16 protein-coding genes are annotated in these 15,331 nt (G+C 60.7%); 8 read left to right on the top strand and 8 right to left on the bottom strand.

From position 1 onward, the window contains the following. Positions 1 to 308: 308 nt before the first annotated feature. Positions 309 to 1,613, bottom strand: coding sequence for a tyrosine--tRNA ligase (gene tyrS, locus AWR36_RS09180; RefSeq protein ID WP_067084075.1), 1,305 nt, complete (start codon positions 1,611 to 1,613; stop codon positions 309 to 311). 278 nt (positions 1,614 to 1,891) lie between these two features. On the opposite strand from tyrS, the gene AWR36_RS09185 reads away from it, so the two are divergent. Both AWR36_RS09185 and AWR36_RS09190 read left to right on the top strand, forming a co-directional pair. After that, on the top strand, positions 1,892 to 3,286 hold the full coding sequence (locus AWR36_RS09185; protein ID WP_067084078.1) for a peptidoglycan DD-metalloendopeptidase family protein: 1,395 nt from the start codon (positions 1,892 to 1,894) through the stop codon (positions 3,284 to 3,286). 126 nt (positions 3,287 to 3,412) lie between these two features. Further along, positions 3,413 to 4,522 (top strand): anhydro-N-acetylmuramic acid kinase, encoded by a 1,110-nt coding sequence (locus AWR36_RS09190; protein WP_067084080.1) that lies wholly within the window; start codon positions 3,413 to 3,415, stop codon positions 4,520 to 4,522. Positions 4,523 to 4,602: 80 nt separating this feature from the next. Here the strand turns inward: AWR36_RS09190 and erpA are convergent, their stop codons facing one another. The 4 genes from erpA to argC all read right to left on the bottom strand — a co-directional run bounded on the left by erpA (position 4,603) and on the right by argC (position 7,417). Continuing rightward, positions 4,603 to 4,956, bottom strand: a complete 354-nt coding sequence (gene erpA, locus AWR36_RS09195; RefSeq protein ID WP_067084081.1) for an iron-sulfur cluster insertion protein ErpA — start codon at positions 4,954 to 4,956, stop codon at positions 4,603 to 4,605. Positions 4,957 to 5,094: 138 nt separating this feature from the next. Then, the gene (locus tag AWR36_RS09200) at positions 5,095 to 5,505 is read right to left on the bottom strand and encodes a bactofilin family protein (RefSeq protein ID WP_067084083.1); all 411 of its coding nucleotides are present in this window, start codon (positions 5,503 to 5,505) and stop codon (positions 5,095 to 5,097) included. A gap of 66 nt (positions 5,506 to 5,571) precedes the next feature. Then, positions 5,572 to 6,315: a DUF6776 family protein gene (locus AWR36_RS09205; protein ID WP_067084088.1), complete on the bottom strand. Its 744-nt coding sequence runs from the start codon at positions 6,313 to 6,315 to the stop codon at positions 5,572 to 5,574. A 55-nt stretch (positions 6,316 to 6,370) separates the two neighbouring features. Beyond that, on the bottom strand, positions 6,371 to 7,417 hold the full coding sequence (argC, locus tag AWR36_RS09210; RefSeq protein WP_067084090.1) for an N-acetyl-gamma-glutamyl-phosphate reductase: 1,047 nt from the start codon (positions 7,415 to 7,417) through the stop codon (positions 6,371 to 6,373). A 115-nt stretch (positions 7,418 to 7,532) separates the two neighbouring features. Between argC and AWR36_RS09215 the strand changes: the two genes are divergently transcribed. The 4 genes from AWR36_RS09215 to hemL all read left to right on the top strand — a co-directional run bounded on the left by AWR36_RS09215 (position 7,533) and on the right by hemL (position 12,123). Continuing rightward, the gene (locus AWR36_RS09215) at positions 7,533 to 9,341 is read left to right on the top strand and encodes a chloride channel protein (protein ID WP_067084092.1); all 1,809 of its coding nucleotides are present in this window, start codon (positions 7,533 to 7,535) and stop codon (positions 9,339 to 9,341) included. Between the two features lie 41 nt (positions 9,342 to 9,382). Continuing rightward, entirely contained in the window at positions 9,383 to 9,805 is a 423-nt protein-coding gene (gene hemJ, locus AWR36_RS09220; protein WP_067084095.1) for a protoporphyrinogen oxidase HemJ, read from the top strand. Between the two features lie 161 nt (positions 9,806 to 9,966). Further along, positions 9,967 to 10,752 (top strand): bifunctional hydroxymethylpyrimidine kinase/phosphomethylpyrimidine kinase, encoded by a 786-nt coding sequence (gene thiD / locus AWR36_RS09225; RefSeq protein WP_067084940.1) that lies wholly within the window; start codon positions 9,967 to 9,969, stop codon positions 10,750 to 10,752. Positions 10,753 to 10,839: 87 nt separating this feature from the next. Then, entirely contained in the window at positions 10,840 to 12,123 is a 1,284-nt protein-coding gene (gene hemL, locus AWR36_RS09230) for a glutamate-1-semialdehyde 2,1-aminomutase (protein ID WP_067084097.1), read from the top strand. A 16-nt stretch (positions 12,124 to 12,139) separates the two neighbouring features. Here hemL and AWR36_RS09235 read toward each other — a convergent pair whose 3' ends face one another. Next, positions 12,140 to 12,535, bottom strand: coding sequence for an MAPEG family protein (locus AWR36_RS09235; RefSeq protein WP_067084100.1), 396 nt, complete (start codon positions 12,533 to 12,535; stop codon positions 12,140 to 12,142). A 91-nt stretch (positions 12,536 to 12,626) separates the two neighbouring features. On the opposite strand from AWR36_RS09235, the gene hemB reads away from it, so the two are divergent. Next, on the top strand, positions 12,627 to 13,637 hold the full coding sequence (hemB, locus tag AWR36_RS09240; protein ID WP_067084101.1) for a porphobilinogen synthase: 1,011 nt from the start codon (positions 12,627 to 12,629) through the stop codon (positions 13,635 to 13,637). A 53-nt stretch (positions 13,638 to 13,690) separates the two neighbouring features. Here the strand turns inward: hemB and AWR36_RS09245 are convergent, their stop codons facing one another. Both AWR36_RS09245 and AWR36_RS09250 read right to left on the bottom strand, forming a co-directional pair. Further along, positions 13,691 to 14,230, bottom strand: a complete 540-nt coding sequence (locus AWR36_RS09245) for a redoxin domain-containing protein (RefSeq protein WP_067084942.1) — start codon at positions 14,228 to 14,230, stop codon at positions 13,691 to 13,693. Between the two features lie 37 nt (positions 14,231 to 14,267). Beyond that, positions 14,268 to 14,861, bottom strand: coding sequence for an NAD(P)H-dependent oxidoreductase (locus AWR36_RS09250; RefSeq protein ID WP_067084103.1), 594 nt, complete (start codon positions 14,859 to 14,861; stop codon positions 14,268 to 14,270). 111 nt (positions 14,862 to 14,972) lie between these two features. On the opposite strand from AWR36_RS09250, the gene AWR36_RS09255 reads away from it, so the two are divergent. Beyond that, positions 14,973 to 15,326: a winged helix-turn-helix transcriptional regulator gene (locus AWR36_RS09255; RefSeq protein ID WP_067084105.1), complete on the top strand. Its 354-nt coding sequence runs from the start codon at positions 14,973 to 14,975 to the stop codon at positions 15,324 to 15,326. Positions 15,327 to 15,331: the final 5 nt, after the last annotated feature.

The raw sequence follows: 15,331 nt of genomic DNA on the forward strand, positions 1-15,331 counted from the left end.
CTCCGCGACAAGCCTTTTTTGCAGGCTTTTTACAGTGCTGGATGCGATGCCCGAAAGCGTCTGATCCAACCCTGCGGGACTAGCGGAAGCCCCTTCGAAGTGGCGCGCATTATAGCGACCTCTTCGACCTTGACAAGCTCTTTCGCGAAGAAATTTTCTTAAGAAAATCAATCACTTGGAGCCGCCTCCTCCCTGCCGTTCAAGCAGCGAGGGCGCGAACTATACGGGCCCGATGGGGGACCTTGCAAGGCTTTTATGACAAAACTGTAAAAAAGATTTTTGCAGCCGAAAATTCACCAAAAAGGCAATCAAATTGGCAGCACAAACAGGTGGTACTTCTTCTTACCCAGGCGAACAATAAAGTAGCGCTCGTGCAGGGCCCGGCCTGGGGCAAAGACACCCTTGGGCTCACTATTGCTCTCGGCGCCGATCGCCTCACCATTAACCAATACCGCCTTGCGGCCAAGTGCATCCTTCACCGGCTTACCCGAGGGCGCCATACCGGCATCCACCAAGACATTGATCAGGCTCTGGTCACCAAAGTCGGCAGGCAACTCTGAACTGGGCAGGCCATCCTGACGCAGCTGCTCCAGGTCGCCAGCAGATAACTCAGCGATATCCCCGGAGAAGAGCGCGCGGGAGATGCGCTCCGCTGCTGCCAGACCTTCTTCACCGTGCACTTCCCGGGTTACTTCGCGGGCCAGAATACCCTGCGCTTCCGGCTTGCCCGCTCGCTCGGCATCGGCGCGCTCAATAGCGTCAATCTCGTCAACGCTCAGGAAGGTGAAATAGCGCAGGAACTTGTAGGCATCCGCGTCGGCGGTATTGAGCCAGAACTGGTAGAAGGCGTAGGGAGACGTGCGCTTCGGGTCCAGCCAGATGGTGCCACTTTCGGTCTTACCGAACTTGGTGCCATCCGCCTTTGTGACCAGAGGCAGTGTCAGGCCAAATACCTTACCCCGGTGCTGGCGCCGGGTCAGGTCCACGCCGCCGGTAATGTTGCCCCACTGGTCCGAGCCTCCGATCTGCAGGGTACAGTTCTCCCGCTGATACAGCTCGGAGAAGTCCATGGACTGCAGCAGCATGTAGCTGAACTCGGTAAAGGAGATCCCCTCACCCTCGCGCTGGATACGCTGTTTGACGGACTCCTTATTCACCATATTGTTGACGGAGAAATGTTTTCCTACGTCTCGCAGGAAATCGAGCACATTGAGGTCTCGGGTCCAATCCAGATTATTGGCAACTGCGGCACTATTTTCGCCACAATCGAAATCGATGAACTGGGAAACCTGGGCGCGAATCTTATCCACCCAGCCAGCCACGACGTCCGGCGTGTTGAGGCTACGCTCCTGAGCCTTGAAGGAAGGGTCGCCAATAAGGCCGGTTGCGCCGCCAACCAGAGCAATCGGACGATGCCCTGCCGCCTGAAACCTCTTCAAGGTCAGCAGGGGTACTAGACTGCCTATGTGAAGGGAATCGGCGGTCGGATCGAAGCCGCAATAAAGGGTGCGGGAATGCGCCAGATGCTCGGTCAATTCCCCATCTCCCGTGGCCTGATTGATCAGTCCTCGGCGGTCCAAATCTTTCAGCAGTGTCGTGTCGACCCCGGCCATTGTTTCCCCTCAGTGCAGTATATGGCTATAGGTGCCGCCGGCTGGCGGCAAAGAGGGCTGCAACATTACCGAATACGCCGGTAAATACAAGCAGCCCACATCCGCAGCCAAACCCGGTCAGGAGACAGTGCAGAGGAACCAAACCATGGAAAGGCAGGTCAATTACCCCGTGAATGCCGGCAGAAATTTTGCTATAAAGCCCACTCGGTGTTCGTTTTTTAGTCACAGCAAATGCCGTACACCGATAAAAAGTAATACCAGCGCCACCTGTTAAGACCATGGATAATCTATCTACACCGACGCCCAAGCGCCTGTTCGGCGCGCTGCGCCAGCATTTTCCCCGCACCCATGCACTCGCGGCAGGCGCCGCCAGTTTTGCTCTGGTGCTCGCCATGCTCGTGCCGACCCCACAGGTGGAGGCCAAACGACTGCCTCTGCCGGTAAACCTCTCCACACCTGAGGATCCGGTGGTCATCGCTGCCGATTCTGCACTGGTGGCTCCGGAGGCGGGTCCGGCCGTCATCGCTCAAGAGACCGCAACAATTGAGCAAAAGGACCTGGAGGTTCGCAACGGCGATACCCTGTCCGATCTCTTCAAGCGCGCCGGAGTCGATGCTGCTGAGATGTACAAGCTTCTCCACAGTGGTGACGAAGCGCGCGGACTGGCCCGCCTGACGCCCGGAGAGAAACTCACCTTCCACGTCAATGCCGACGGCTCCCTGCAAAGCCTGGAACTGCACCGGGACCGCCTGAACCTGGTGGCATTTACCCGTGAAGCCAGCGGCACCTTCAAGCATGCACTGCACCAGCGAGAGGCCGATAGCTATACCGCTTATCGCGAGGCGGAAATTGACAGTTCTCTCTTTATGGCTGGCAGCGAGGCCGGCCTCAGCCATGACCTGATTATGGAAATGGCGCAGGTGTTTAGTTCCGACATCGACTTCGCCCTAGACATTCGCAAAGGCGATCGCTTCAGCGTTATGTTTGAGGAGGAGTTCCTCGATGGCGAAAAGATTGGCAATGGTCCTATCCAGGCTGTCACCTTCGTCAATCAGGGCAAGAGCTTCAGCGCCGTGCGCTACGTGGACGCCAATGGTGATGCGAGCTACTACACGCCCGACGGCCGGAGCATGCGCAAGGCATTCATCCGTACCCCCGTGGACATCGGCCGCATCAGCTCGCACTTCAACCCGCGCCGTTTACACCCCATTTTCAAAACCCGCCGCCCGCACAATGGCACCGACTATGCGGCACCGCGCGGCACACCTGTCTACGCGGCAGGCAGCGGCCGGGTGATCAAGGCCGGTTACAGCAAGGCAAATGGTAATTACGTCTTTATCAAGCACGGTGAACGCTATGTCACCCGCTACCTGCATCTGCACAAGCGCAAGGTCAAACAGGGCCAGCGCGTGAAGCAGCGCCAGGTCATTGGTACCGTCGGCGCCACCGGCTATGCCACTGGTCCGCATCTGCACTACGAGTTCCTCGTGGACGGCAGTCATCGCAACCCGGCCACGATTGTGCGCAAGCTGCCCAAGGCCAAGTCCATTCCAGCGGCTGAGATGGAGCGCTTCCAGGCCCAGACACAACCGCTCCTGGCCAAGCTCGAGAGTTACGAGCAGCCGGCCCTGGCTCAGCGTGGCGAGCCCGAGGACAGCCAGGGAGTCAACTAAACGTCCCTGCGTGCGCCGGCATTCCTGCCGGCGCATGGCCTTTCCCGGCCGGTACATTCGCCGCGCCGTCCCGCCCCCAAACAAGAAAAAACGAGCACTGATAGCTCACAGGTTTAGGAAGCGCGAATGTCTGAGCTCTACATCGGCCTGATGTCCGGCACCAGTGTCGATTCCATCGACGCCGTTCTGGTGGAATTTGAAGGCGCTTCCCCGCTCCGGACACGAATCCTCGCAGCCATTGGCCACCCCATCGCCGCTACCATGCGCGAAGCCATTCTCGCCCTCTGTGCCCCGGGCCCGTCGGAGCTGGACCGGGCCGGGCAGCTGGACCGGCAACTGGGTGAGGCTTTTGCAGATGCCGTCACCACCCTGCTCGACAAGGCCTCGATCGGGCCCGGCGAGATCAAGGCCATTGGCAGCCACGGCCAGACTGTACGACATCGCCCTCCCGGCAGCGTCGCGGTGCCCTTCTCCATGCAACTGGGCGACCCCAATACCATCGCCACACTTACGGGTATCACCACGGTAGCGGACTTCCGTCGCAGGGATATGGTGCTGGGCGGCCAGGGGGCACCACTGATGCCAGCGTTCCACCAAGCGGCCTTTGCCACCAGCAGTGACCGGGCCGTGGTAAATATCGGCGGCATGGCCAATATCACCGAACTCAGCGCGGATGGCAGCGTGCGCGGCTACGATACCGGGCCCGGCAACGCACTCCTGGATTACTGGGTTGAGCTACATCAGGACCAGCCGTTTGATCGCGACGGCGCCTGGGCGGCCAGTGGGCGGGTACATCCAGCACTGCTCGAGCGACTGATGGCCGACCCCTACTTTGCCGCCAAAGCCCCCAAAAGCACTGGCCGGGAAACCTTCAACCCCAGCTGGCTGGAGCGGGCTATTGCCGGGCTGCACCTGTCGCCAGCGGACGTTCAGGCCACCCTGTCCGAGGTCACGGCAGCCAGCATCGCCGATGCGGTCAATGCTTTCACCAATGGCGGGGAGCTGCTGATTTGCGGCGGCGGGGCGAGAAACCTGGACTTGATGCAGCGTCTACAGCGACGCCTGCCCACCTGGTCAATTGCCGATACCGGCAAATACGGTATCGACGCGGATTGGCTGGAAGCGGTGGGTTTTGCCTGGCTCGCGCACCAGACGCTGCATGGATTGCCCGGCAACTGCCCCGGGGTAACCGGTGCAAGTCGCAACACGGTCCTCGGTGGTATCTACCCGGCTTGAGAAGTGAAATGCCTCAGGGAAAGCAGGCCGCGCCTGCAACCCGGGGAGTCTGCCGGGCGGAGGCAGGCCTGGCCTCCGGCTCAGATCGAGAAGGAGGAACCACAACCGCAAGTGGAAGAGGCGTTGGGGTTTTGCACCACAAAACGGGACCCACTCAGCCCCTCTTCGTAGTCCACACTCGCACCCACCAGATACGGATAGCTCATGGCATCAACGAGCACCTGGATACCGTCTTTCTCCACGATGGCGTCGTCCTCCGCCACCAGCTCGTCAAAAGTAAAGCCATACTGAAAACCGGAACAGCCACCGCCGGTCACGAAGACGCGCAGCTTCAGCTCCGGATTGCCCTCATCCTCCAGCAGGCTCTTGACCTTGGCCACGGCACGCTCGGTCACCATGACTGGTTCGGGGGAAAAGGATACAGCTTCAGACATAGATTTATCTCGGTATTTGGGGCGAAAGGCGCCCTCTCCGGTAGTATATCGAGGGCGGCCTCAAGGCCGTCATCTTGCTAAAACCGACCGGAGCAGTCAAGTATTCGGGGCCGGCGGGAGCGGCCCCGGCAGGAGGGGTCACTCGACTTCGGCGACAGCTTCTTCTGCATGCTCCAGCAGGCGAGTCTCACCCGTGGAATCGAGATCGATATTGGAGACCAGGGAACCGTTGACCTGGGCACCTTTGACCATTTCGATCAGCTTGTAGTGGACATTGCCCTCAACCATTGCCTTGGAGGAGAGTTCCAGGTGACGGGCAGCGAAGACGTCACCTTTGACGGTGCCGTTGATGACCACGTGCGGGACACGAATCTCGCCCTCAACCTCGCCGCCGTCGACGATCTGCAGACGCGCATCGCTGTCGCTGTGTGCGCTGACATTACCGGTCACCTTGCCCTCAATCACCAGGTTGCCGCGAAAATGCAGATCACCGGTAACCTCGGTCTGGCGGGCGATCAGTGTTGTGTGGTTGCTTCCGGAGCTCGCCATAACTGTAGCCTTCTCTTTTTTTCTCAACATAATTCAGTCAAAACCTCATTGTTCAGCGCCAGGTGACTAACTCTTCTGAACCAGCCAGCCATAGCGCTGATCGATATTGAAACCCCCGCGGCCGCTGGATTTCAGCGACAGCTCCACACCCTCGGGCTCGAAACCCTCGGGCAACTGTAGCTCGCCTTCAATATTTTGAAAGTACTTGAAGCGCAGAGGTATCTTTTCGCTGTCCACCTGGGGCGAGAGTGCACTCAGGGGGTAGCGTTTTGGCTGTCCATCCTGACTGCCCACCACGGTGAAGGTCGCCTGACCGGTCACCAGGTTGTGTCGCGTCGCCGACTGCTGCACCAGCAACTTGTACTGGTAGCTGCGGGATTCGGCGGCCTGCGAGATACTGAATCGACCGATGGACACGCCCTCGCTGCCATCGGCTGGAGCCATCAGGCCCCGGTAAAAGGAAATCTCCTGCTTGAGCTCCGCAATGCGGTTCTCTTTTTCCACCAGCTCGCTGCGGACATTTTCACTGGCTTTTTCGCCGATGGTGAGGGACTGCTCGGCGGTCGTGGCGCGCAGGCGCAGGGCCTCGTTTTCCTTCTGCAGCTTTTCCAGCTCTTGTAGAGCGCGCTCATGGGCCAGGCTCTTGCGGTCCAGATTGCCACGCAGGTGGTGTTGCCCCGCGTAATAGCCCGCCGCGGAGGTGGCGAGCACCAGCAGCGCAACCCCCAGGACCGACAGGGGCCCGGAAAACGGCCGGTGGGGGACCACCTTCATACGGTACTGCTTGCTGCCTTTGACTTTGCGCGCCATGAATTCCGCTGTGCTGTTAGTAAACTGATGATTAGTGTGGATTAAGCTGCCGATTCTAAGGCAGCAGCGCCGGGCTCTCCAGCCCCAGGGTTTCCTCCCAGCCGAACATGATGTTCATATTCTGCAGCGCCTGGGCCGATGCCCCTTTGGCCAGGTTGTCGATCACCGACAGGACCACCAATGTATCCCCATCCTGCGGCCGGTGCAGCGAAACACGGCACAGATTGGTTCCGCGCACACTGCGCGTCTGCGGGTGACTCTCCGGTGGCATCACATCGACGAACGGCTCGTCCCGGTAGCGCTCCTCGAACAGTGCCTGTGCAGACTCGAGGGTCTGGCCCGGTTTCAGACGGGCATACAGCGTGGCATGAATACCGCGCACCATTGGCAGCAGGTGCGGCACAAAGGTCAGGCTGGCGGGCTCACTGCCCTCTGGCTGGACGTTGCGCAACCCCTGCTCGATCTCAGGCAGGTGCCGGTGACCACCGGCGGCATAAGCGCGAAAGTTATCGCTGTTTTCAGCGAACAGCAGCTCGGTCTTGCCCTGCCGGCCTGCGCCACTGGCACCACTGGCAGCATTGGCAATCAACCCGGAGGGCTCAATCGCACCGGATTCCAACAGTGGAATCCAGCCCAGCTGAATGGCGGTGGGATAGCAACCCGGACAGGCCACCAGTTGTGCGCCAGCGATTTCCTGCCGATGCACCTCGGGCAGGCCATAGACAGCCTCGGCAGCCACCGCGGGCGCGGCGTGCAACTGCCCGTACCAGCGCTCCCAGGCGGGGATATCCTTGATGCGGAAATCGGCAGACAGGTCGATCACGCGCACGCCCCGCCGGACAAGTTCCGGTACCTGCGCCTGCGCAACACCATGGGGAGTGGCAAAGAACACCAGGTCGGCGCCAGCGAGCACCTCTATGTCAGGCTCGCTGAAAGTCAGGTCACTGTGCCCGCGAAGGTTGGGAAACAGCTCCGCAACCGGCGTTCCGGCCAGAGTCCGGGAGGTGATCGCTGCAATTTGCACCTGCGGATGCCCGGTCAGCAGCCGCAACAGTTCCACCCCCGTGTAGCCGGTCCCCCCGACAATTGCTACCTTGATCACCTTTCCAGTCACTCCTGTGCTCAAAATGAATCCCGCCGGACGGGCCCTCTGGCCACCATCCGGATAAAATATGCGCAGCACTCTACCACAAGCCAGACGATAAACAGGACGAGCGTTGAAGCCAGACCCAGATTCCCGCCACAAGAAACCCGGCTCCCGCTGGCTGCGCAGCGAGCGTGGACTGGAAAAACTGCGGCTGCAGCTCTCCGCCCAGGATGCCCTGGCGCCACTGCTGGGCATGGCCCTGCTCACCGGCATTGCGGCGGGATTGGTCACTGTCGGCTTCCGCCTGCTGAGCGAATCCCCGTCGCGGATGTATCTGCCAATGCCCGACCAATTCGAGGCACTGCCGCCCATCTGGCGTTTCGGCCTCCCAGTCCTGGGCGCCCTGGTACTGGCGGCGATGTACCACCTGCTGAAACCCAGCCGTCGGCACACCGGGGTGGTGCATGTACTGGATCGGCTGCACAACCACCAAGCACAGATGCCGGCCTCCAACGCGGTCTTGCAGTTCCTGGCCGGCTCAGTGGCACTGCTCAGCGGTCAGTCGGTAGGGCGGGAGGGCCCGGCGGTGCACCTGGGCGCCGCCAGCGGCAGTCTGCTCGCCCGACAACTGAAACTGCCCAATAATTCGGTCCGCAGTCTGCTGGGCTGTGGGGTTGCCGCGGCCATTGCTGCCTCCTTTAACACCCCCCTGGCGGGAGTAGTGTTTGCCATGGAGGTAGTGATGCTTGAGTACTCGGTGGTGGGCTTTCTGCCGGTCATCCTTGCCGCGGTGATCGGCAGCACTGTCTCCCAGCTGGTTTTCGGTAGCGAGCCCGTCTTCACGGTTCCAGCAATCCAGCTGAATTCCCTGGCGGAAATGCCGGTGCTTTTCTTTTTCGCCATTGTGATTGGCTGCCTCGCCGGTGTGTTTATCCATATTCAGCGACGGCTGGCGCCCCTCCAGCGCAGTGCCCCGGCAGTGCGATTTCTCATTGCCGGAGTCGCCACTGGCATCATCGCAATCTGGGTCCCGGAAGTACTGGGGGCCGGCTACGACACACTGGAAAAGGCGATCCTTGGAGAGCTGGCGCTCACGGTGCTCGTCATCATAGTGGTGGCGAAGTTCGCCACTACCCTGCTGGCCAGCAGCCTCGGCATTCCTGGCGGCGTGATCGGTCCGAGCCTGTTTCTTGGCGCCTGCCTGGGGGGGATCGCCGGCGCGCTGACCAATTTATGGCTCGGGGAGGATGTCGCCAGCCCCGGCTTTTACGCCATGGTGGGCATGGCGGCGATGATGGCGGCGCTGCTGAACGCGCCCCTGGCGGCGCTGCTTGCCATCCTCGAGCTCACTTACAACCCCAATGTGCTGTTCCCAGGCATGCTGATGATTGTGGTGGCCTGTCTGGTCAGCCGGCACTTTTTCCAGACGGAGGGCATTTTCCAGGAGACGTTGCGCTCCCTCGACAAGAGCGGCACCCCCAGCTGGCGACAGCAGATGCTGAGCCGGATCGGTGTGGCCAGCGTGATGGAGCGGCGTTTCAGTATTGCGCCGCAGAAGGTCAGCGAGCAGGAGGCGAACCGGCTGATTGCACCCGGTCCACAGTGGATAGTCATCGACCTGCCCGAAGAACCGGCCCCGCAACTGCTGCGCGCGGCGGATCTCGCCAGCTTCCTGCAGCGTCTGGAAGAGGCCCGCAAACAGGACCGGGAGGACAAAGATGAAGGTGCGGACGAACCGATAGACCTGCTGAAACTGCCCGGTGAGCGCCAGCAGTTGGCACCGCTCAACTGGCGTGCGACCCTGCTGGAAGCACAACTGAAGCTGGAGAAGAGCGGCGCCGGCGGCCTCTACGTGCACCGCAGCCTGACACCAGCGCTGGACAACAATGTGGCGGGTATTATCCTGCCGCTGCATATCGACAATTTTTATCGCCAATAAGAACTTATCGAATCAATCATTTTTAAACGGGAGGGAGCCCAATGCTCTGGGTCCAAGCATTTCACCTGATGGCAGTCGTTACCTGGTTTGCCGCACTGTTTTATCTGCCGCGTCTGTTTGTCTATCACGTGGAGGCCAGCGACGAAATCAGCCGCGAGCGCTTCTGCACCATGGAGCGCCGTCTCTACCGGGGCATCGCCCTGCCGTCGATGATTGCGGTGATCGCACTCGGCATCTGGCTACTCTCATTCAACCCGTCTTATTACATGAGCTCTGGCTGGATGCATGCCAAGCTGACGTTCGTGGTGCTGCTGATTGGCTACCATCACATCTGTGGCGCTTATGTGCGCAAGTTCGCCGCCGGTACCGTCACCCGCAGTTCGCGTTTTTTCCGCATTTTTAACGAGCTGCCGGTAATAGCCCTGGTGGCCATCATGATTCTGGCGGTGGTGAAGCCCTTCTGATTCAGTCGAGGGGCTGGTTTCGCATCCCGGTGCAAAACCACTGCACTGCAGCGTCGTCACAACTCTTATAAAGAGGCGCGAGAAGTCTCGGGACGGTCGTGCGGCGCAACTAGAATGTAGTGGCCCCTGAACCGCAGCCCGCGACCAGTGCGAATCGCCCCATGGATACACGCCAACCGATTGTCCTCACTGTCACCCACCACGATCCCAGCGGCAGCGCCGGGATCACCGCGGATACCGAGACCGCCGTCAGCCTTGGCTGCCACTGCACCTCCGTGGTATCGGCCATCAGCGTGGGTGATACCGGCGAATTGATGGGTGTGGCCCCCGTGGATGATTCCCTGCTGGTGGAGCAGGCGCGGGCGGTGCTCGAAGATATGCCCGTGGCTGCCATCAAGGTGGGCTACCTGGGCTCGGTGGAAAATGTGCGCGCCCTGCACAGCGTGCTGCGGGACTACCCGGAGATTCCGGTCATCATCGACCCGGACGCCACCCTGGCCGACAAGCAAAGTATGCTCGCCCCGCCGCTGTGGGAGGCGATGAGTTCCCTGTTGCTCCCCTACGCAACCATGGCTTGCCCCAATCGTCGCGAGGCCAGGGCCATGGCGGTAGAGGCCGACGTACTGGATGCCCAGGCACAGGAGCTTCTGGAGAGCGGCTGTCGTTATCTGTTGCTCACCGGCGTACCCTGCGAGCAGCAACTGGAGAACCGCCTTTATGACGAGCGAGGGCTGATTCGCCAGTTCCACTGGCAGCGCCTGCAACCCGCTGCTTACGGCGTCTGCGGCACCCTTGCCACGGCCATTGCCTGCCATATCGCCCACGGTCTCACAGTGATCGAAGCGGTAGCCCGCAGCCAGCAGTTCACCTGGAGCGCCATCGCCGACAGCCGCCGGCTGGGTATGGGCAGGCCGATCCCCAACCGCCTGTTCTGGGCACGCAGCTGAAGCACCACCCCGTCCCGGCGCCATTGTCCCGAGCCCAGACGAGCTGGATAATAGCCCGCCAAATTCCCAAGCTATTGCCGAACCCTTATGAGCAAATCCGAGCAACTCTTCTCCGACGCCCAGCAATACATTCCCGGCGGCGTCAATTCGCCGGTTCGCGCCTTCCGCGCCGTCGGTGGCACGCCACTGTTTATCGACCGTGCAGAGGGCGCCTACCTCTATGACGCCGATGGCAAACGCTATATCGACTATGTGCAGTCCTGGGGGCCGATGGTGCTCGGTCATGCCCACCCGGATGTGATTGAGGCGGTCGTGGAACAGGCCCAGTCAGGCCTCAGCTTCGGCGCTCCCACCGAGCTGGAAACCGAACTGGCAGAGGAGCTCTGCCGGGTGTGGCCGAATATGGACCTGGTGCGCTTCGTCAACTCCGGCACCGAAGCCACCATGAGCGCCATCCGCCTGGCCCGTGGCGCCACCGGGCGTGACAAGATCGTCAAGTTTGAGGGCTGCTACCACGGTCACTCGGATTCCCTGCTGGTCAAGGCCGGCTCCGGTGCCCTGACCATGGGCGTGCCCTCCTCCCCGGGCGTGCCGGCATCTCTGGCGGATCACACCATTACGCTCGCCTACAACGACGCCGAATCAGTGCGGGACTGCTTCGCCAGGATGGGCGATGAAATTGCCTGCATTATCGTTGAGCCTGTCGCGGGCAATATGAATTGCATCCCGCCGGTGCCCGGTTTCCTGGAAGCATTGAGAGAGGTCTGTGACGCCCACGGCGCATTGCTGATTCTCGACGAAGTGATGTCCGGCTTCCGCGTGAGCCTGACCGGCGCACAGGGCCACTTTGGTGTCGATGCGGATATCACCACGCTTGGCAAGGTCATCGGCGGTGGCATGCCGGTAGGCGCCTTTGGCGGCAAGCGCAAATATATGGAGCAGATTGCGCCTACTGGTCCGATCTACCAGGCAGGCACCCTTTCCGGAAACCCGGTGGGCATGGTGGCCGGTCTGGAGACCCTGCGACTGGTGCAGGAGCCGGGCTTTTACGAGCGGCTGACCGAGAAGACCGAGCGGCTGGTGAAGGGAATGCTGGCGGCAGCAAAAGAAGCGGGCGTGCCCCTCACCGCCAATCATGCCGGCAGCATGTTCGGCTTCTTCTTCACCGATGAGCCCAAGGTCACCAACTACCAGCAGGTCATGAACTGCAATACTGAGCGCTTCAACCGCTTTTTCCACGGCATGCTGGACGAGGGTGTGTACCTGGCCCCGGCCTCCTACGAAGCCGGCTTCATGTCCGCCGCCCACAGCGACGAGGACATCGACGCGACCATCGCGGCCGCGAAGAAGGTGTTTGCCCGGCTGGACTGAGCCCTCGATAGAGCCCTCAGACTGAAGGCGCAGCCAGTGCTGCCATGACCAGCAGCGCCAGGCAGCACAGGTAGGCCCCGCTCCAGACCAGCGAGCGGGCGCCGGCCCAGTCCTTCAGGTAACAGATACCGTAAAGCACGCGAAAGGCGATAAAGCCAAGCGACAGTACCGCCAACCACTGATCCGCCACCCCGGCGATGGCGGCTGCCAGCACGGCAGCTACAAAGATCGGCAAAGCCTCAAAACTGTTGCGCTGGGCCCAATCGGCCCGCTGCGCCAGTCCCTCCTGGGCATCCAGGTAGGCCCGCGGCGCGCGGTTATCGTAGCGGCCCTCGCCGCCAAATTTCGCTGTCAGGGTGAAGACATAAGGCATGATGGCGGCGGCCACCAGGCACCATAGAGCGACGGTCATGACGAACTCCCTCTTTTGTTATCATTGCCGCCAGCTTAGTCGCCTCTCTCGCGGGCGGCAAAACCCAGACGACCAGCCCGAGTGACATGCCATGAGTTCCAGCCTTCCCCGCGGCGCCTATCCCCACACCCGCATGCGCCGCCTGCGCGCGCAGGACTTTTCCCGGCGTATGGTGCGCGAGCACCAACTGACCACCGACGATCTCATCCTGCCCTTGTTTGTGATCGAGGGCCGCGGCGAAACCCAGCAGGTGGCCTCCATGCCCGGCGTTGAGCGGCTGACGGTGGACCTGCTGGCCGAGAAGGCGAAAGCGCTGGTGACATTGGGGATTCCCGCAGTGGCCCTCTTCCCGGTGGTGGACCCGGCCCACAAGTCGGAGGATGCCCGCGCCGCCTACGACAAGGATGGCCTGGCACAGCGGGCAGTGCGCACCCTGAAAGAAGCCGCGCCGGAACTGGGTGTTATCACTGACGTGGCTCTGGACCCATTCACCAGCCACGGCCAGGACGGACTCATGGACCAGAGCGGCTATATCGTCAACGACGATACCGTCGAGGTACTGGTTCAACAGGCGCTCTCCCACGCAGAAGCGGGTACGGATGTGGTGGCTCCCTCGGACATGATGGACGGTCGCATCGGCGCCATTCGCGCGGCGCTGGAACAAAATGGATATGTGAACACGATGATCATGTCTTACGCCGCCAAATATGCCTCCGCTTATTACGGCCCGTTTCGCGACGCGGTCGGCTCCGCCGGCAACCTGAAAGGCGGCAGCAAGGCCAGCTATCAGATGGATCCCGCCAACGGTGCAGAGGCACTGCACGAGTGCGCCCTGGATCTTGCCGAGGGTGCCGACATGATCATGGTCAAACCCGGCATGCCTTACCTGGACGTGGTCACCAGAGTGAAAACCGAACTGCAGGTACCCACCTTTGCCTATCAGGTGAGCGGGGAATACGCGATGCATTGTGCAGCGTTTGAGAATGGCTGGCTGGCCCGCGAGCCCGTGATCCTCGAGTCGCTATTGGCCTTCAAGCGCGCGGGCGCGGACGGAATTCTGACTTATTTTGCCGAGGAGGCAGCGCGCCTGCTGCAACAATGACGCCAGCCAAAAGATAGATAGAAAAGCCCCGCCCACTAACGCGGGGCACCACCTCAGCGAAAAGTGCCGCGGATGGGATAGTTGTTATCCGGATTCTTGATCCACTCCAGTCCCGACACCAACTGCTCCAGGTCGGGCCGCACGAAGGGATTATTGGAGATATCTACCACGTGCAACTTGCCTTCCTGATTCACCACAAACAGTCCTGGCTCGGCAAAGTTGTGGTCGGTCTCCTCCGCCGAGCGCGGCAGGGAAATATACAGCCCCAGCTCTTTCATCTGCGCTTCCGATAACCCGTAAGCGATCGGAAATGACACCTGGAGTTTTTCCAGGTGCCCCTTGAGCTGCTCTTCCGAATCTGCAGATACCGCAATCAGATCCACCCGGTTCAGACAGAGACGATCCCAGTACTTTTCCAACTGATTCAGGTACTTGGTGCAGAGCGGACAATGCTTGCCACGGTACACCACAACCATTCTCCAGTCGGCCTCCTCACAGGCCGGTCGACCCAACTCCGCGGAGCCGCCACCAGACAGCGGCACCGTAATCTGGGGGAAAGGCTCCCCCGCTGCCAGCTTGGATTGCATCGCCATATCCATTCTCCCTGTTGCCAATGGCCGCGCAGACAATTCAACCCTGGAGGGCGAGTTGCTCGCGTAGATGTTTGCGGAAACGCACCTTGTCGTTCTCGGTGTCCGGGTTTTTCAGTACGTCGTAACAGACGAAAGTCTGCAGCGGCTTCATTCCGAAGAAGCGGAAGTTCATGTGTGTCGGGAAAAACAGGTCGTCGACACTGCGCCCCTGGAACAGGAACTGCTCGGGATCATTGAATGCCTCTCTCGGCGCGTTGAAGGTGAGTGAGAGCATGTAGCGCTTCTCACCCAGCACGCCCCCGCTCCCGTACTGCTTCTCTGGCTGGTCACGATGCCGGCCATCACCCTCACACAGTCGGCCAGACATGCCTGCGGTGTAAACCTCGTCCATATACTTCTTGAAAGACCAGGGCACCCCCATCCAGTTGACCGGAACCTGCAGCAGGATCACATCGGCCCACTCATGTTTGGCCATCTCCCCCTCGACGTCATAGCTGTCCTGCATGGTCGTAATCTGGACCTGATGCCCCGCGGCCTCGGCCTCTTCACGGGCGATATCCACGAGGGCGGCATTGAGCTTGCCCTCGGAGAAGGGGTAATAGTGATGGGTGTTGATAATAAAAAGATTCACTTCACTCTCCGCTACAGCGTTATTGGATCAGCGGGCGGGATACTGTTACTCTAGGTTACCATTGTCAACCAGTATACTTTTTGTAACCTACGTGTGATCGGAGCAGCCCCTATGACGGTAGTCCAGACCGAAACGAAGCCGGCGCAGGAAAAAGATGGGGTCTGCCTCTCGCCCTGCCCGATCGAACGGGGCATGCGGATTATCGGCGGCAAGTGGAAAGGCTCCATCCTCTGGCACCTGCAGGACGGACCGATGCGCTTTAACGCGCTCGCGCGGCAGCTGGGTGGCGCCAGCAAGAAAATGGTGGATCAACGCCTGAAGGAAATGGAGCAGCAGGGTCTGGTGAGTCGCCAGGTATTGAGCACACGGCCAATTGCCGTGGCTTATGAGATCACCCCGTTCGGGCGCTCATCGCTGGCCATACTGGAACAGTTAAAAGACTGGGCGGAAGCAAACGAGCTGTAACAGGC

The sequence above is a fragment of the Microbulbifer flavimaris genome, from assembly GCF_001641755.2.
In the GTDB taxonomy this organism is placed as follows: domain Bacteria; phylum Pseudomonadota; class Gammaproteobacteria; order Pseudomonadales; family Cellvibrionaceae; genus Microbulbifer; species Microbulbifer flavimaris.